Origin of the sequence: Pseudoalteromonas sp. P1-9, from assembly GCF_001399975.1 — a bacterium.
Classification (GTDB): Bacteria; Pseudomonadota; Gammaproteobacteria; order Enterobacterales; family Alteromonadaceae; genus Pseudoalteromonas.
Genome location: NZ_LKBD01000020.1, coordinates 36,913 through 53,392 on the forward strand (window position 1 = coordinate 36,913; position 16,480 = coordinate 53,392).

The 16,480-nt window shown below is 39.9% G+C and carries 17 protein-coding genes and 1 tRNA gene; 13 read left to right on the plus strand and 5 right to left on the minus strand.

What is annotated here, in order from left to right:
• Positions 1 to 44: 44 nt before the first annotated feature.
• Both AN214_RS13095 and cobU read right to left on the minus strand, forming a co-directional pair.
• Positions 45 to 644, minus strand: coding sequence for a histidine phosphatase family protein (locus AN214_RS13095; RefSeq protein ID WP_054980120.1), 600 nt, complete (start codon positions 642 to 644; stop codon positions 45 to 47).
• Positions 625 to 1,149, minus strand: coding sequence for a bifunctional adenosylcobinamide kinase/adenosylcobinamide-phosphate guanylyltransferase (gene cobU / locus AN214_RS13100; protein ID WP_054980121.1), 525 nt, complete (start codon positions 1,147 to 1,149; stop codon positions 625 to 627). The genes AN214_RS13095 and cobU overlap by 20 nt, the downstream gene beginning before the upstream one ends.
• A 69-nt stretch (positions 1,150 to 1,218) precedes the next feature.
• On the opposite strand from cobU, the gene cobT reads away from it, so the two are divergent.
• From cobT to AN214_RS13120, 4 genes are all read left to right on the plus strand, one after another.
• Positions 1,219 to 2,232: a nicotinate-nucleotide--dimethylbenzimidazole phosphoribosyltransferase gene (gene cobT / locus AN214_RS13105; RefSeq protein ID WP_054980122.1), complete on the plus strand. Its 1,014-nt coding sequence runs from the start codon at positions 1,219 to 1,221 to the stop codon at positions 2,230 to 2,232.
• On the plus strand, positions 2,232 to 2,999 hold the full coding sequence (gene cobS / locus AN214_RS13110; protein WP_054980123.1) for an adenosylcobinamide-GDP ribazoletransferase: 768 nt from the start codon (positions 2,232 to 2,234) through the stop codon (positions 2,997 to 2,999). Before cobT ends, cobS begins: the two co-directional genes overlap by 1 nt.
• Positions 3,000 to 3,001: 2 nt before the next feature.
• Positions 3,002 to 3,598 (plus strand): cob(I)yrinic acid a,c-diamide adenosyltransferase, encoded by a 597-nt coding sequence (gene cobO / locus AN214_RS13115; protein ID WP_054980124.1) that lies wholly within the window; start codon positions 3,002 to 3,004, stop codon positions 3,596 to 3,598.
• A gap of 246 nt (positions 3,599 to 3,844) precedes the next feature.
• Positions 3,845 to 4,195, plus strand: a complete 351-nt coding sequence (locus tag AN214_RS13120; protein ID WP_054980125.1) for a DUF3718 domain-containing protein — start codon at positions 3,845 to 3,847, stop codon at positions 4,193 to 4,195.
• Between the two features lie 95 nt (positions 4,196 to 4,290).
• On the opposite strand, the gene AN214_RS13125 is transcribed toward AN214_RS13120, so the two are convergent.
• Positions 4,291 to 4,995, minus strand: coding sequence for a hypothetical protein (locus AN214_RS13125; protein ID WP_054980126.1), 705 nt, complete (start codon positions 4,993 to 4,995; stop codon positions 4,291 to 4,293).
• Between the two features lie 211 nt (positions 4,996 to 5,206).
• On the opposite strand from AN214_RS13125, the gene AN214_RS13130 reads away from it, so the two are divergent.
• Both AN214_RS13130 and AN214_RS13135 read left to right on the plus strand, forming a co-directional pair.
• A complete protein-coding gene (locus AN214_RS13130) occupies positions 5,207 to 6,082 on the plus strand; it encodes a fructosamine kinase family protein (protein ID WP_054980127.1) in 876 nt (291 codons plus the stop codon).
• 60 nt (positions 6,083 to 6,142) lie between these two features.
• Positions 6,143 to 6,346 (plus strand): CPXCG motif-containing cysteine-rich protein, encoded by a 204-nt coding sequence (locus AN214_RS13135; protein WP_054980128.1) that lies wholly within the window; start codon positions 6,143 to 6,145, stop codon positions 6,344 to 6,346.
• 15 nt (positions 6,347 to 6,361) lie between these two features.
• Here the strand turns inward: AN214_RS13135 and AN214_RS13140 are convergent, their stop codons facing one another.
• Positions 6,362 to 6,991, minus strand: coding sequence for a riboflavin synthase (locus AN214_RS13140; RefSeq protein ID WP_054980129.1), 630 nt, complete (start codon positions 6,989 to 6,991; stop codon positions 6,362 to 6,364).
• 66 nt (positions 6,992 to 7,057) lie between these two features.
• On the opposite strand from AN214_RS13140, the gene AN214_RS13145 reads away from it, so the two are divergent.
• The 7 genes from AN214_RS13145 to AN214_RS13175 all read left to right on the plus strand — a co-directional run bounded on the left by AN214_RS13145 (position 7,058) and on the right by AN214_RS13175 (position 14,306).
• A complete protein-coding gene (locus AN214_RS13145) occupies positions 7,058 to 8,413 on the plus strand; it encodes an MATE family efflux transporter (RefSeq protein ID WP_054980130.1) in 1,356 nt (451 codons plus the stop codon).
• Entirely contained in the window at positions 8,385 to 9,398 is a 1,014-nt protein-coding gene (locus AN214_RS13150; protein ID WP_054980131.1) for a DUF3080 family protein, read from the plus strand. The genes AN214_RS13145 and AN214_RS13150 overlap by 29 nt, the downstream gene beginning before the upstream one ends.
• Positions 9,399 to 9,580: 182 nt before the next feature.
• A tRNA-Val gene (locus AN214_RS13155) sits at positions 9,581 to 9,657 on the plus strand.
• Between the two features lie 164 nt (positions 9,658 to 9,821).
• Complete coding sequence (locus AN214_RS13160) at positions 9,822 to 10,934, plus strand: hypothetical protein (RefSeq protein WP_054980132.1); 1,113 nt, start codon at positions 9,822 to 9,824, stop codon at positions 10,932 to 10,934.
• Entirely contained in the window at positions 10,931 to 11,572 is a 642-nt protein-coding gene (locus tag AN214_RS13165; RefSeq protein ID WP_054980133.1) for a TIGR00730 family Rossman fold protein, read from the plus strand. The genes AN214_RS13160 and AN214_RS13165 overlap by 4 nt, the downstream gene beginning before the upstream one ends.
• A gap of 20 nt (positions 11,573 to 11,592) precedes the next feature.
• Entirely contained in the window at positions 11,593 to 13,299 is a 1,707-nt protein-coding gene (gene aceK, locus AN214_RS13170) for a bifunctional isocitrate dehydrogenase kinase/phosphatase (RefSeq protein ID WP_010560255.1), read from the plus strand.
• Positions 13,300 to 13,364: 65 nt separating this feature from the next.
• Entirely contained in the window at positions 13,365 to 14,306 is a 942-nt protein-coding gene (locus AN214_RS13175; protein WP_054980134.1) for a LysR family transcriptional regulator, read from the plus strand.
• A gap of 222 nt (positions 14,307 to 14,528) precedes the next feature.
• Here AN214_RS13175 and AN214_RS13180 read toward each other — a convergent pair whose 3' ends face one another.
• Positions 14,529 to 15,983: a phosphomannomutase gene (locus tag AN214_RS13180; protein WP_235576753.1), complete on the minus strand. Its 1,455-nt coding sequence runs from the start codon at positions 15,981 to 15,983 to the stop codon at positions 14,529 to 14,531.
• Positions 15,984 to 16,480: the final 497 nt, after the last annotated feature.

The window sequence follows — 16,480 nt, forward strand, 5'->3', positions numbered from 1 at the left end:
TTTACGGTAAACACCCGCTTATTTGCTATAAACAAATGTAAACGCTACAAATGTAATCGGTAAAAATAGTCGCCCTTGTCATTTATCACGCTAATTTTTAACAAACTAGCGTAGGCTAAATCAATAGATTGGTGAAACTGCCCATCGGGTTGCTGAACGCCGAGCACTAACTGTAGAATTTCGCGCATAACACCTGCGTGACTTACCAGTAATAGATTCTTTGCTTGATACTGCTGACAGACAAATTTAAACGCTGTGATTACACGTTGATTAAACGCCACCATGGTCTCGCCATTAGGAGGTGATACTGAATATGGGGATTTAAAAAATGCCATAATTTGGCTGTTATGGTGCTCAAATAATTCGCTAAATAGTTTGCCATCCCAATCGCCAAAGTCCATTTCAGCAAAATCACTCATCGTTTCAAAACTGAGATTTTTGTCATCGGCGTAGGTTTTAGCAAAGTGACAACAACGTTTAAGTGGCGAACTTACAACGGCATCGATAGTTAGCCCATCGCTTGCCTGCTGCATTTGTGAAAGTCCTTGTTCGGTGATCGCAAAATCCGTCAAACCACGTAAACATTTATCACCCTCAGGTAATCCATGACGTAGTAAGTAAATATTAGTCGTGTTTGAGCTCATGAGGGATCCCTGCAATGGTAAACGTAACCGTGCTTGCAATACGCGCAACATCTTGGTTTAACCAACCTTGCTCATCGGCAAATTGGCGCGCTAATGCATTATCGGGGGTTATCGAAAACCCCACTTCATTACTTACCATAATCACAGCATGCTTAGTTCGCGCTAACCAATCAAGAAAGCGCTGCTTTTCTTCTTGCCAATCAATTTGTTGATAATACAAACAGTTATTTAGCCAAACCGTTAAGCAATCGATAAGTATAATGCAGGTTTCTTCAATTGCATTCAATGAATCAACTAGTTTTGGCCCACTTTCAATGGTTTGCCACTGCTTAGGGCGCGTGTGTTTGTGGCGCTCGATACGGCTTTTCATTTCATCGTCAAATGCTTCAGCAGTTGCGATATAAACAACCGGAAGTCCTAACTGAGTTGCGTATTCTTGCGCTGTTTTTTCGGCATAACGGGATTTACCAGAACGCACACCACCAATTACTAAATTTTTCTTCATTAAAAGCAAAAGCCCTTGTTACTGCTGGGTTTGTCACGCACAATAACTAAAAAATATTTGGAAATCCAGATGTCTACCAGCAACAATATTGCCGACACAATTCAAAACACCATTAACGGTAAGATTAAACCGTTAGGCTCACTAGGTAAAATAGAACAACTTGCAGCGCAAATTGCTACGATACAACTTACCCAAAGTAGTGCAAATTCATTATCTCTTCTAAACCCCACTTTACTTGTATTTGCTGGCGACCATGGTATAGCTAAACACAATATCAGCATTGCCCCAAGTGACGTTACTACACTGATGGTGAGTTGCTTTTTAAACGGACAAGCAGCAATCAATAGCTTTATAAAGTCTACAAATTGGCAATTAAAGGTTGTGGATTGCGGTATTCAGACCCAATTACCAACGCATAATAGTTTAATAAGTGCTCGCTTAGGTAATATTTGTGGTGATATTAGCGTAGAGCCTGCTTTAACGGAAACACAGTTAGATAAAGCACGCTTGCATAGTGAAAAGCTGCTACAACAGCTAGACACTAACCTTATAGGCTTTGGCGAAATGGGGATCGGTAATACCAGCCCAGCAAGTGCTATATTTGCAAAACTATTTAAGCTACCAGTAGAGAATGTGGTTGGGCATGGCACTGGCATTGACCAGCAACAACTTAACAACAAACGTTCACTTATAATTAAGGCGGTTAACCGTGTAGACAGCGACCAACCGCTCGAAATTTTGCGCCAGCTAGGTAGTTTTGAAATTGCTACCATGGCCTTTACTATGCTGGAAGCCTCTAAACACAACAAATTGATATTGGTTGACGGATTTATTGTAACGAGCGCAGCGGCCGTTGCCCTAGCAATCAACCCAAGTATTAAAACTAATTTAGTATTTGCCCATAAATCAAACGAGTCCGCTCATGGCCTAGTTTTAGAAATATTAGCGGTAGAGCCATTGCTTGATCTTTCTTTAAGACTGGGTGAAGGCACTGGCGCTGCACTTTGCCTAGGGTTAATTGAAGCCGCAGTTAACTTTTATAATGAGATGGCCAGTTTTGAAGATTTGGGAATTTCCTTGTAATGAAGTTACAGCATGAAATCGCGTTATTTAAACTAGCGCTCAGCTTTTTAACGCGTATTCCCATTCATATAGAAGACTACAGTGATGACAAACTCAACAAGGCGTCTGGTTATTTTCCACTAGTTGGCGTATTCATTGGGGGTTTACTCGGGCTATGTGTTTACCTTTTGCAATCAGTGTTGCCAATTAGCGTATCGGTTGTGCTGGTAATAATAATTGGTTTATTACTTACGGGCGGATTTCATGAAGATGGCCTAGCAGATGTTGCCGATGGCTTTGGCGGTGCATTCGAAACCCATAAAAAGTTAGAGATAATGAAAGACTCGCGCCTTGGTACCTATGGTACACTTGCTCTGATTTCACTGTTTGCAATCAAGTATCAAACCCTCGTTGCAACAAGTCATATTGTCATGGCATTAATCGCGGCACATGGTATAAGCCGTACATTTGCCACCAGTATTATAGGCACATGCCCCTATGTCACAGAAGACACCACGAGCAAAGTAAAACCAATTGCCAAACACTTGCCAAGCAGCGCTCGGAACCGTTTATGGCTTACCTTTTGTGTACTATGTGCTGTATTATTTTTGTATGGCATGAGTTTACTACAGCTAGTAGCACTCATTGTGACCTGTTTCGCGGTTCGCAGCGTACTTATCGCTTGGTTTAAAAAACACATTAATGGCTATACCGGAGATTGTTTGGGCGCGGCTCAGCAAATCTTCGAAGTGTTGATATATTGCCTAGTATTATTATTTTTGGAATAACAATGTCAGATAAATTTGAACAACATCAAAAACGTCAAGAAAAAATCAAAAAAGCGGTCGATGAAAAAGTTGCCAAAGCAACCATAGAGAAAGGGCTATTTCTCGTTATCACGGGTAATGGTAAAGGAAAGTCGACCAGTGCATTTGGCACGGTTGCACGAGCAGTAGGTCATGGGCAAAAGGCCGCCGTAGCACAATTTGTTAAAGGTGGTTGGGAATGCGGTGAGCGCAATTTACTTGAAAATGCCGGCGCCACCTTTTTTGTTATGTCGACAGGCTTCACTTGGGAAACGCAAAACCGAGAATCAGACACGCAAGCTGCGCAAGCTGTGTGGCAAGACATCAAACAGTGTTTATCAGATGACACCATAGATTTGGTCGTACTTGATGAAATCACCTATATGATTAATTACGACTATATTGACCTTGATGATGTGTTAATGGCGATTGCTAACCGCCCAAAAGAGCAATCCGTTATTGTGACCGGTCGCGCTGCACACCGCAAACTAGAAGAGCTCGCTGATACTGTCTCTGAAGTACGTAATGTCAAACATGCCTTTGACAACGGCGTTAAAGCGCGTAAAGGCATCGATTGGTAAACTCACACAAAGCGAAGTGTAATTACTTCAGCAATGAAAAATAATTTCATCTATTTGTTGCAAATGTCACATATTAACGCCATGAAAAGTGGCGTTTTTTATGCGCTAGTGACACATTTGAAATACTCTTTTACACCCTGTCACGTTAGGTTAACAGCATTTTTTCGAGTTTCAGCGACTATATAAGTACGTTCAATTGAAAACGTGAACACTTACTTTAATTAATGTTGTAATGAGGAATTTAACATGAAAGTTTTAGCAGCAGCACTTATTAGCACCACCCTTTTCGCTTCAGTAAACGCATCTGCAGATACACAATTTGTCGCGGCAGATAATTCGCCAGGTACTGAGCTTTGTATTGCTTTTGCATCAAACAAACCATTAGAAATGAAAAAAGCGATTAAGGAAAATCGTGTAAGAAAATTTCAGATTGATGACAAACTAACCTGTAATGATATGTCATTAACAAAATTCGCCAGCGTGTATGGGCTAAATCGCACTGGCAACTATATGAATTTAGATGTTAAAACATCAACCAGTATTCAAGACTTAGCAATGACGAAAAAACAAATCATCTATGTTTCAGGCAGCAAGTAACCTTAACATGGTGTTTGGATAATGAAGGAAATAGAACAAGAAAACGGAGGCTCAGCCTCCGTTTTTACGTAATGCTCTTTAAGGGATAGCCGACTTTAAATAAAATGAGAAAGTAAGCCAAATAAACCACCGAATACCCCACCCCAAACAACCAACCAGCCTAGGTGCTCTTTAATAAGGTTTTGAATAAGTTCTTTTACAAGTTCAGGCGTTAACTCGGTTAAACGCGCCTCAATGATCGCTTCAATTTTTGATTGGAGCTTTTCTGCACTGGTGTTAGAGGTTAGCTGTGCTTGCACAGTTTTATGGAATACTTCAGAGCTACTGATCTCAATAAGCGATGACTGCATTTTTTCAATAAATGGCTGTTTCATTGGTTCAAGTACTGCTGTACCACCAAACATGCCAAGCATCGCGCCAAATTGCGAGTTTTCAACCACATCTACCAACGAGTCAAACGCTGGGTTTAAATCGGTATTTTCAATGATCGGCGTGAAATCAATGCCATTCTCGCTATTATCCAGCTCTGCTGACATTAGCTTATTAATATTTTCTTGAGTAAAGAACTGCGACATAAATAAGCGCTTAATGGCTAATTTAATCTGTTCAAACTGATTTGGAATAACACCCGAACCGTAAAGACCGGGTACTTTTTCAAATAACATGTGCACAGCAAGCCAGTTTGTTAGCGCACCTGATAACGCAAATAAACCAATGCTAAGTAACCACGGTAAAGACAATATAAAACCCGTCACTGTTAACACCACAGCGACAAGATTGGTGATAGCGTGCTTGTTCAACTAACCCTCCAAATTCCAGCTAAACCCAAATCGCCGCTATTTTAAAGTTTGGGTTTGGCTAGAAGCAAGGGCAAAAAGCCGAATTTCTTCTTATTTTATGTGCTTTTTTGTAAACGGTGCTCAAAAATAACGAGCCTTGACTATAGTTAGTTTGTTGCTCAACTGTGTACTTGCGCCACTAGCAAACTAAATCGCTGCGAAGGACTTAATTATGTGGAATGCCCTAATCACCGAACTGTCAAAAACTCTACATTGTAACCTCGCTATATCGAACAAAATTCAACTGTCGAACTCTGGAGATGATTTGCTTTATAAACTTTCGGATGATAAGCAGAGTTTTTTTGTTAAAGTCGCAAGTAAAGACAAACTCGATAACTTTGAACAAGAACGCATTGGTTTAAACACCCTTACCAAAGAAAGCACTTTTTACGTTGCCGATTCGCTGCTTATCGGTCAAAGTAATGAGTTTGCCTACCATGTAATTGAATGGCTTGATTTAGATGACGGCAACGAAACTGATTGGTATCACTTTGGTGTGACATTAGCTGAACTTCATAAAAAACATCAACAACAAATGTTTGGCTTTGATTTAGATAACTACATTGGTTTAACAGCGCAGCCCAATGAGTGGCATAAAAAATGGGATACCTTTTTTGCCGAACAGCGAATTGGTTTTCAACTGCAACTGCTGGCGGAAAAACACGTTCATTTGGTGGATATTGACCGCTTTGTCGATTTAATAAAGCAAATACTACATACCCATCATTGTCAGCCATCATTACTGCATGGTGATTTATGGCGAGGCAATGTAGGCTTTTGCCAACACAAACCGAGCGTGTTTGACCCAGCATGCTACTATGGCGACCGCGAAGCCGATATTGCCATGACCGAGCTGTTTGGCAAATTTCACTATGATTTTTATGTTGGCTATCAAGATACCTATCCACTGCCCAAAACTTACCAAGAACGAAAGCATATTTATAACTTGTACCACGTGCTTAATCATGGAAATATTTTTGGTAATCAATATATTGAAGATGCGCATATGCAAGTTGTTAAAATCCAGCAACGATATGGTCTAGACTAGCGGGTAAAATTAAGGTTTTCGACTACACTTTAACAAGTGTCTTTATTGTTGGAAACTGCTATGAGAGACCATAAATTTCAACGGATCACTTGCCCGCATTGTGGCAATCATGTCGATGTAGAACTTGATACAACACTCGGCGACCAAGAATACTACGAAGACTGTGCAGCCTGTTGCAATCCTATCCATTTAAATATGCACATAGATAGGATTTACAACAAAGTGGAACTCAGTGTCGACAGTGATGACGAACAGGTTTTTTAAACCTTTCGGCAGCAATTAGAGACCTTTCGCTTTCATATAACGTTCGATGGTTTCAACGATAGTATAGGTTTGTTGGTCCACCTCGATATTAAATTCGCTACCAATGTGTGCAAGGCCCAAATTGGTTACTTCTAGCGTTTCTGGAATTAGGTGTAGGTAAAATCCGTTGTGAGTGACCTCGCCAACCGTTAAGCTGCAGCCGTTTACACTGATAAAGCCTTTGTAGTTAATGTATTTGAGCCATTTTTCCGGTAACGACAGAAACATTGCGCAGTTATCTTGCTCACGTTCAATACGCGTAAGCTTTGCAACGGTATGGATATGCCCAGAGACGATATGTCCGCCCAACTCAGTACCAAAGGTAACCGAACGTTCAAAGTTTACTTTTTCACCTTGTTTTAATTTACCTAAGTTGGTGAGCTTCAAGGATTCGTCGATCACATCAAAATGCACTTGGCCAACTACGTCTTTATGTCCGAGTTCGTATTCCACCACAGTAAGGCAACAACCATTGATTGAAATACTCGCACCAATGTCCAAATGATTTAAATATGCGTTGGGAGTAGACAAAACTAGGCGCATAATTTCACCACTTTTGGAAACAGATACCACCGACGCCTTTGTTTGTACAATACCAGTAAACATTTAATTCCTATCTATCTCTACATTCAGTAAACTATGATTTTCCTTATTTTGCTAGAATGCGCAAGTATGTCCTTTAATGTTTTTGAAGCGAGATTTATTCTTCGCTTGGCTATCCCTGTTTTTATTGCCCAAGTTACCATGATTTTAATGGGCGTTGTGGATACCGTAATGGCGGGCCAAGTAAGTGCCTATGATTTAGCAGCGCTTGCCATTGCGTTAGGTATTTGGAACCCAGTTTTACTGACACTACTGGGTGTATTATTGGCTTTAACGGGTATGGTGGCGCAAAACTTTGGGGCGAAGAAGTTATTTGCGATTCGCCATGATATGTATCAAGGGTTCTACTTAGCTTTGGTGCTTGCAGCACTTGGTTTAGCACTCATATTCTTTGTTGATGTTCCGCTTTCTTATATCAAAATGGAACCTGAAGTCGCAGGTCTTGCCCTTGGTTATATTAGCTATGTGAAATGGGGCTTACTGGGCTTTTTAATTTACAATGTACTTCGCTGTGTCTGCGAAGGTATGGCATACACCAAGCCCGCGGTTTACATTGCCGCAATTGGCTTAGCAATTAATATTCCCGCCAACTATATCTTCATTCACGGTAAATTCGGTATCGACGCCTACGGCAGTGCTGGCTGCGGAATCGCGACGGCTATTGTGTATTGGTCAATGGCGTTCAGTTTGTTTATTTATATGCTGTACTCAAAACGCTTGAAAGGTCGTTTTTTATTTTCTCGTGCAATTAAACCACACTTTGCCACGCAACTTACGATTACCAAGCTTGGCACACCCATTGCGCTTGCACACTTTTTTGAAGTAACGTTATTTGCCTGTATTCCACTTTTTATTGCACCGCTTGGGGCAATTGCAGTATCAGGTCACCAAGTTGCAGCAAGTGTATCAACGGTATTATTTATGATTCCACTGAGCCTAGCGCTCGCCATTTGCATTCGTGTTGGCAATCTTACCGGACAAAAAAACTATGCCGCAGTAAAAAGTACCGTATCAACTAGTTTGTTATTAGCACTGATGATTTCAACGCTAGTGGCGCTCATTACTTTCTTATCACGCAGCGTGATTGGTAGTGTTTATAGTGATAATAGCGAAGTTATTGCCCTCGCTAGCGCGATTTTAATTCTGGCGTGTTTTTATCAATTACCCGATGCGCTGCAAGTTGCCGCAACCGGTATTTTACGTGGCTTAAAGTATACCGCGCCTATTTCGTATATTACGTTTATTTCCTATTGGTTAATCGGTTTTAGTTTAGGTTACGTATTAGCATTAACTGATTTAATCGTTGAGCCTATGGGACCAGAGGGATTTTGGCTCGGCATTATTGTTGGATTATCAACCGCAGCAATTTTATTAATTTATACCGTGAGGAAACGCCTTGCTAACGCGCCATTTAATAACGCTTAGTACAACAGCCTTAATTATTTTAATACTTGCTGGGTGCTCAAAGGTACCTAGCGAGATTAATTTAGAGTACCACACACGCTTAAATACCCAGCTCACGTTACCCGAGCTTAGCCCCTATCAAGACAGTAAAAAGTTGGTTGTACCAACCTTTTCCAACATCGATGCTAGCACTATTGGCATTCTACAACTTAATAAGTTACAGCACTGCCAATTAGGTCAATTGATTGCTGAGCGCAATTCTCAGCTGGGGAAAGTCAGCGGTCCAAGCAGCGAGTTTGTATATAACGTGCGTTTTATCCAAATGGTGCCTAATTGTGTTGCAACACTTGACGACACTGAGCTTACAAAGCAGCTCAACAAAGTAAAACAACAAAAAGCTGATTTGCTGTTTGCCTATTGGGACAAGATGCTGTTTTTAGATAAGCAACTTGCCTCGCTTTATTTACCTGTATCTTATTCTCTGCTTGATGTTAACCAAACGCAAAAGCAACACACGCTCAATACCTTAAATTATTTAGCGAGCGTTAAAAGCGCCTTGGTAAATCAAGAATTTAACCAAATAAACACCGCTGAATTAGAAGCACATTTAGCAACACTATTTAAAAACAACTATTTACCAAGTTTATTACGTGCGTTGTACGAGCAGATTTTTATACTACAGCAGCAAAATAAAGCGCTCGAATCTGTATCATTTAGCGACATTTGTAAAACCGGACATAACAATCAAAGCGCCACCGTACTCACAAATATTTTTAGCAAATTCTATGGCAGTAAAATTCAAGGCTATCACAACGATCTTTTGCAGGAATATATGCAAATAAAGCCAGCATTACTTGGCCTTTGGCAAAACCAGTACCAACAGCCTTACGAGAGTGATTTAAAAATTCACCCGCTTTCGCTCGATAACAGCCTAAAACACTATTCAGTAGCGCATGTTACTTGGTGGCAACAACTGTATAAACGCTGCAACATTCAACCAGGCTAAGCCCGATGTTCTTTTGTGGTTGAGTTGGCGTCGTCTTAGACTCACGCCCAATACCTAACTCCATCTAACATGAATATAAAAGAACACAGCAAACTGCATATAAATCCATCAGTTAAACGCCTTTGGTGAAAATTCTGCTTGTGCAACAAAAAATTCTATGTAGAATGCGAACCATAAATAGAGGGTCTGTAGCTCAGTTGGTTAGAGCGCCACGTTGACATCGTGGAGGTCGGTGATTCGAATTCACTCAGACCCACCATTTACTTCCAAAATATCTTCTCGTGTAATAATTCTTTATATCTAATTTTATTCTACGTTATTAAATTTCTTCTATTGGCTTCAGCATCTATCCGTTTTTCTAGCTTCTCACTTTTGAAATCAGTAAACTGGCATCTATCACTTAGCTTACTTATTGATGTTTAAATGAAGTTTAATGTTCTAATTTCTTTTCTAGTTTGCGCTATATACTCAACTCACCTGTTCGCAAATTCTTTTTCAATTAGCAAACAAACGCCGCCAACAAGCCTTAAAATTAATACTGATAGCGATAAGCTTTGTCAGGTTGCAAATAATACCCTTGCCTATCGAGCACTGGGTAACGAATACGACCCTGCTGTGATCCATGCAAATAAACTTGCACAATTTGGTATTACAGAGAAAGATATCGAACGAACGCTTAAATCATTGTGTGAATTTGCCAAACACGATGATATGAATAAGACTCATCAGCTTACAAGTTTTGATTTTCTAACAAAGCATTATGATTTCTATCGTATTAGTTCAGACACAAAACATGCAAAAAAGCTAAGTAACAAAAAACCATTACTTAAAAATCTCACCGCAGATAAAGTATTAATGACAAAATACTATGTGCATTTAGCGAGCGGCAGTGACAGCAAAACAAGCGAAACACCGTTTCCACTCTATGCACTACCGTTTGATGAAAAACATCTATCGCTAGAAGACGCAAATACACAAAAACACCTAACGCGATTCAAATACGGTAAACAAGCTATTTTAGATGGTGTGATAGACGCCAATAAACTTGCAAAACCGCTGGTTTATTTGTCACGAGAAGATTTAGAGTCAGCACTTTTACAAGGCACTATCGTCGTTGATGTTAGCGGGCAGCAGCGTGTTTACAATGTGCATCGCAATAACGGCATTGGCTACGACCGTGCAATTAAGCCATATTTACAAAATCGTTACTGGTACTTTAAACAAGTGAATGGCATTTTAGGCTATGGTAAAGACGCTGATCATAAAATTGAAGTATTACCTGAAGTAACGTTTGCAGGAGATATTTATCAATTCGGGCTGGGCGCATTAGTTTTTGCGCAATTTGATTTTAAAAGTCATAGCGAATACCGCATGGCAGTGATGGCCGATACCGGTGGCGCATTTGAAAATAACTTGTATCAGCTAGACTATTTAGCGGGCAGTTACCCAGGCATTAACGCCTATTACGATGCAAACCGACATATGCCGGATTATATTGACGCATGGTTTATGGTATTAAAAGGAGATGCACAATGATCGATGATTTAAAGGGTGACGAATCATGGCGCATGTTTCGTATTATCAGTGAATTTGCCGATGGATTTGATAAATTATCAGATACAGGTCCAGCTGTCTCAATTTTTGGTTCAGCACGCTTAGAGCAAAGTGATGAATACTATCAAGCAACCGTCGATATTGCCAAACGCTTTGTCGATGAAGGGTTTGCAGTAATTTCTGGCGGTGGCCCTGGGATCATGGAAGCGGCTAATCGCGGTGCAACAAACGGCAAAAGCATCGGCCTTAACATTGAACTGCCACACGAACAAGTGCCTAACCCATACCAAAATCAACCTCTTGATTTTCGCTATTTTTTTACCCGTAAAGTAATGTTTTTAAAATACTCTATGGGCTATATTTGTATGCCTGGTGGCTTTGGTACACTCGATGAAACATTTGAATCACTTACTTTACTGCAAACTGGCCGCATTTCAAAAATGCCTATCGTGCTATTTGGCTCAGAGTTTTGGCAAGGGCTGGTTGATTGGATGCAAGCACAGCTAGTTAAAAAAGGATTGATTGACCAAAGTGACTTTTCGTTGTTCACTGTAACCGATGATATCGAAGAAGCGGTGGCGATTATTGTTAAACACGCTCGAGGTCGTCAACACCCATAATAACAATAAAGGATATAAAAATGCAGTTGAGCCAGGTTATTGCTAACTTAATTTTAAAAGGGTTTAGCCATCACTATTCGTTGTTCCAAGGACTAACCTCGCAAGCTCAAGTGCATTTTGCCAATGCCGATTGGCAATCAATGCAACGCATTAGCGCTGAACGTATTAGTTACTACGACAAGCGCGTAAATGAATGTATTGAAAAGTTAAAACGCCGCATTGATGCCTCACATATTGATACCGAATTATGGCTTGCCACGAAAGCCGAGTACACCGATTTACTGAGCTTTCACCCGCAAGCCGAGCTGGCTGAAACCTTTTTTAACTCGGTATTTTGCCGTTTATACCACCGCAAATATTTTAATAACGATTTTATTTTTGTTGAAAGTACTTTAACCGCGCCACTGGTTCCGGTTGAAGAAGAATACAAAAGCTTTTTTCCTGTCGTCGATGGCCTTTTGCCCACCATTAAACAAATATTCGCTCAATTCGACTTAAAAGCACCGTTTATCGACCTTGAATCAGATATTAAAAATATTGTTAAGGCCTTTGTAAAACAAGCACCTAATGTAAACTCGCGCAACCACCAAATGCGCTTTGATATCTTAAAAGCACCGTTTTATCGCAACAAAGCAGCTTACATTGTCGGCCGTATTGTCAGCAAAAACGGCGTACAGCCGTTTATTATTCCTATTTTACACAAAAAAAATAAAGGACTGTATATTGATGCCGTGCTAACAAACTCAATCCAAATGCGTGTGGTGTTTGGCTTTGCTCGGGCGTACTTTATGGTCAATACTCGCTCGCCGTCTGGCGTTGTAAGCTTTTTAAATCAGCTTATGCCAAACCGCACACCCGCTGAGCTATACAACGCTATTGGTTTTCATAAACAAGGTAAAAGTGAGTTTTATCGCGAATTTTTAAACCATCTAGCCTCATGCAAAGAAGATTTCGAAGTAGCCGCAGGCACTCCAGGCATGGTTATGGAAGTATTTACCCACCCTACTTTCCCGTACGTATTTAAAGTTATTCGCGATAAATTTGGTGATGGTAAACCCTTTGGCAGGCGCACCGTACTTGAACGATATCAATTAGTAAAACAGCACGATAAAGTCGGACGCATGGCCGATACCATTGAATTTTCAGACGTTGCCTTCCCAATTTCTCGCTTTCCAGAGCCTTTGTTAAACCGGCTTAAGAAATCAATTGCTGGTTCACTCGAATTTGACGGTGACTTATTAATTATTAAGCATCTTTACATTGAAAGGCGTATGACACCGCTTAATTTGTTTTTACAAGATGCAAACGAACAAGATAAACGCCATGTGATGGGCGAATATGGCCAAGCACTTAAAGAGATGATGTCGGCCAACATTTTCCCAGGTGATATGCTGTTAAAGAACTTTGGTGTAACTAAGCACAAACGCGTTATTTTCTATGATTATGATGAAGTGCAGTATTTAACTGATATGAATTTTCGCGATTTACCTAAATCTGACGGTTATTTTGATTACCCCGATGCCTACTCAGTTGCACCTCAAGATGTTTTTATTGAGCAACTCACCACGTTTGTTACCACAGATCCACATATTAAAGCCTTGCTGCTCGACCAGCATCCTGAGCTCAGTACCGCAAGTTTTTGGCGCGATGAACAACAAAAAATAAAACAAGGCATAAGTACAGATATTTACCCTTACCCCGAAAGTCTAAGATTTAAATTACGATAACACCTTGTTATTTATTCATTCGTTTATTAAAGTCTTCTATAAAATGCTTTAGCCACATAAATAAAATGAATATTAGTAAAGTCGATTTAAATCTGTTGGTGTATTTAGATACCCTGCTAAGAGAATGTAATGTGACGCGTGCCGCGAATCAGTTAAACATTACACAACCCGCTATGAGTAACGGTTTAAAACGCCTGCGAGCACTGTTAAACGACCCAATATTAGTAAGAACCAGTGACGGTATGGTACCGACCGAGCGCGCTAAAGAACTACAACCTGTGATCCGCGGTGTATTATTAACGCTTGAAGAAACACTGCAGCCTAACCGCGATTTCGAGCCAGCAAGCAGCAATCGCGTGTTTCGTATCATGGCCAGCGACTACGCTGCAAGCACCCTAGCACCTATGTTATTAAGCCGCTTACAATCCTTAGCCCCTGATACAACACTCGATATTGTTACGCCAAGTGATGTTACCTTTCACGATGTAGAGAATGGCAAAGTGGATATGGCGATTAACCGGTTTGATAATTTACCGCAATCGTTTCACCAAAAGCGTATATGGAAAGACAGTTTTTCGTGCGTGGTGAACGCCAATAATCCGGTGTTAGAAAACTACAGCTTAGATGCATACTTAAAAGCCCGTCATATTTGGGTAAGTAAAACAGGTTTTGGTGTGGGTGTGGGCATGGACCCTGCCGATGTACAAAAACTTGGCTGGGTTGACGAAGCACTTGCTCATTTTGGTAAACACCGCAATATTGCCTCATTCACTCGTAATTACCATGTGGCTATCCACCTTGCCAAAGCACAAAATCTAATAGCCACGCTACCAACCAAAGTAGCTAAAATTTATGAAAGTGATAATGCGCTAAAAATAGTCGAACCGCCATTCCCTATTCCACCGTTCGAACTCGATATGATTTGGAGTCCATTGTTACACCGTGATGCAAGCCATATTTGGCTGCGCCAACAAATTGCCGATGTAGCAGAAACGCTCGCTAATTAATATCATTAAACTTTTGTTCAACTTTAACTTAGTAGTTTTTATAGTAACAAATTACATGTGACTCAACACTAAATTAATGTAATCAAAGTCGCTGCTAATTAACATTATACATGGATAGAGAATAGAACGTTTATTCAAACGGCTCATCTTCACTCTCTGTCCATATAATGTAGAACGTAATTCCAAGTAGAATCGAAGCTAATGTGCGATAGTTAGTTTTTACTAAACACAAAAACGCGTAGCATTATTTAAAACTTTTTGAACATAAAAGTTTGCTTCGTTTTGATTGTCGGATTCAACATAACACCTTAATTCAGGCGCATTACCTGAAGGGCGGAGGTGAACAATTAAATCATTCTCAAAGGTCATACGTATTCCATCAGTATGTTCAAGACTGAGTAAAGTTTCATTAAGTCCCAATTTTTCTAACCAACTAGAAGACTGTTTTATATTTTCTATTAGCTTCGAGCTGCGTTCTCGAGAAAAGTTTTTAATACGGTCACTAGAAGTAAATCGATGAGGTAACTTAGATACTAACGAGGATAAACTTTCATCAAACAACTGACTAAGAACTATAATAGCTGGTAGGACTGCATCCCTAGTTGGCAGCGGCTTAATTTTTGTTTGATTAAACTCGACTTCACTAGCCAGTAAATACCCTCCGTTAGCTTCAAAACCAGCTACGGAGCAATAGTCACGAGTTAGTTTATCAAATTCTGCAATTACATAGGGAGAACCAATTTTGGTTCGTATCACAATTTCGAAGACTCCGCTTCTTTCTATAGCGGTATTACAACTTATTGGTGTTGAGATCGCTTTTATCTTTAATAATTTAGAGCATAGAATACCTAACGTATCCCCTTTTAACCACTCACCCTTTTCATCTGACAAAAGAGGTCTGTCACCATCTCCATCAGTTGAGAACAGTGCATCCAGATTATATTCCCGAACCCAATCTAGCGCTTTTTCCTTATCTAATTCTGATACCGCCTCTGTATCAATTGGAATAAACATATCGCTGCGCCCCAGTGATATCACTTCAGCGCCGAGTTGTTCAAATATTTCCCTGTAAATATCACGCCCAGCACTTGAGTGTTCGTATATACCAATACGTTTTCCTGTCAAAGTGTTTTTTGAAAATGGGGTTACATTTCGCATAATGTAAGCATATTTAGCTTCAGGTAAAACATTAAGTTTTGGCAACGAATTTAAAGCTTTCATTGGCACATCTTCGCATAAAATTAAGCTCTCATCCGCCTTAGTTATTTCTCCTTCCGGTCGATAAAACTTTAAGCCATTACGGTCGAAAGGGATATGACTACCGGTTACCATTATGCATGGAATATTTTCTTGCATCGCAAAGTACGCTAGGGCGGGGGTAGGAATAACTCCATAAAACTCTGATTCTACATTGATTTGCTCAAGCCCTCCACTTATAGCTTGGGCCATTTGATAACTGCTAGGACGATTATCAATCGCTATCGCTACCCTATTAAATTTATAAAACCTCTGCATCACGCGCGTGAATGATAAAGCGAATGCAGCGCAAACTTCAGGAGTAAAGTCAGATACGAGCCCCCTAGCCCCACTAGTGCCAAAAGATATTCCTGATTTTTGAATTATTGATTTTGAAGAGTTCATTTCGTGCTCGTTAAAAAATTTGGTTTCTTGTATCATATGATAAGCAATTAAAGTTTTTATTATACTCGAATTTACTTTTGGTTAAATCAAATTTAAGTCAGTATAAATTGAGGTCTTAGCAATGCTTTTTTGAGCGCACTCCAAAAAAACAAGCAATTGTTAATTAAAGTTTATTTTGATTTTTAATGAGGGTAATACACAAGCTCATTTTAGTTGATATAACGTCTTTAAAATAGCTTTTTTTGTATATTCTTGTGTGGAACTCGTCTCTCTTTTCGATCATAAATTATACGTTTAAATGGCTATTAACAAATGATTTTAATTAAGTAATTACACAGTATTGTGGCCAAAGGAATTAATAAGCTTGATGAACACTACTTAGCTCAATCATTATTAAACATTTGGTGGGTTTTCCCCATAAATCGTGATGACTTTATAGTTGATTTCTGTAGGGTGGTGTCCATTAACTTCAGTGCCACCAACGTCCTTTAGACGCTTAACAGAAACTATGCCGTCAGGTAAGATTATAAAAT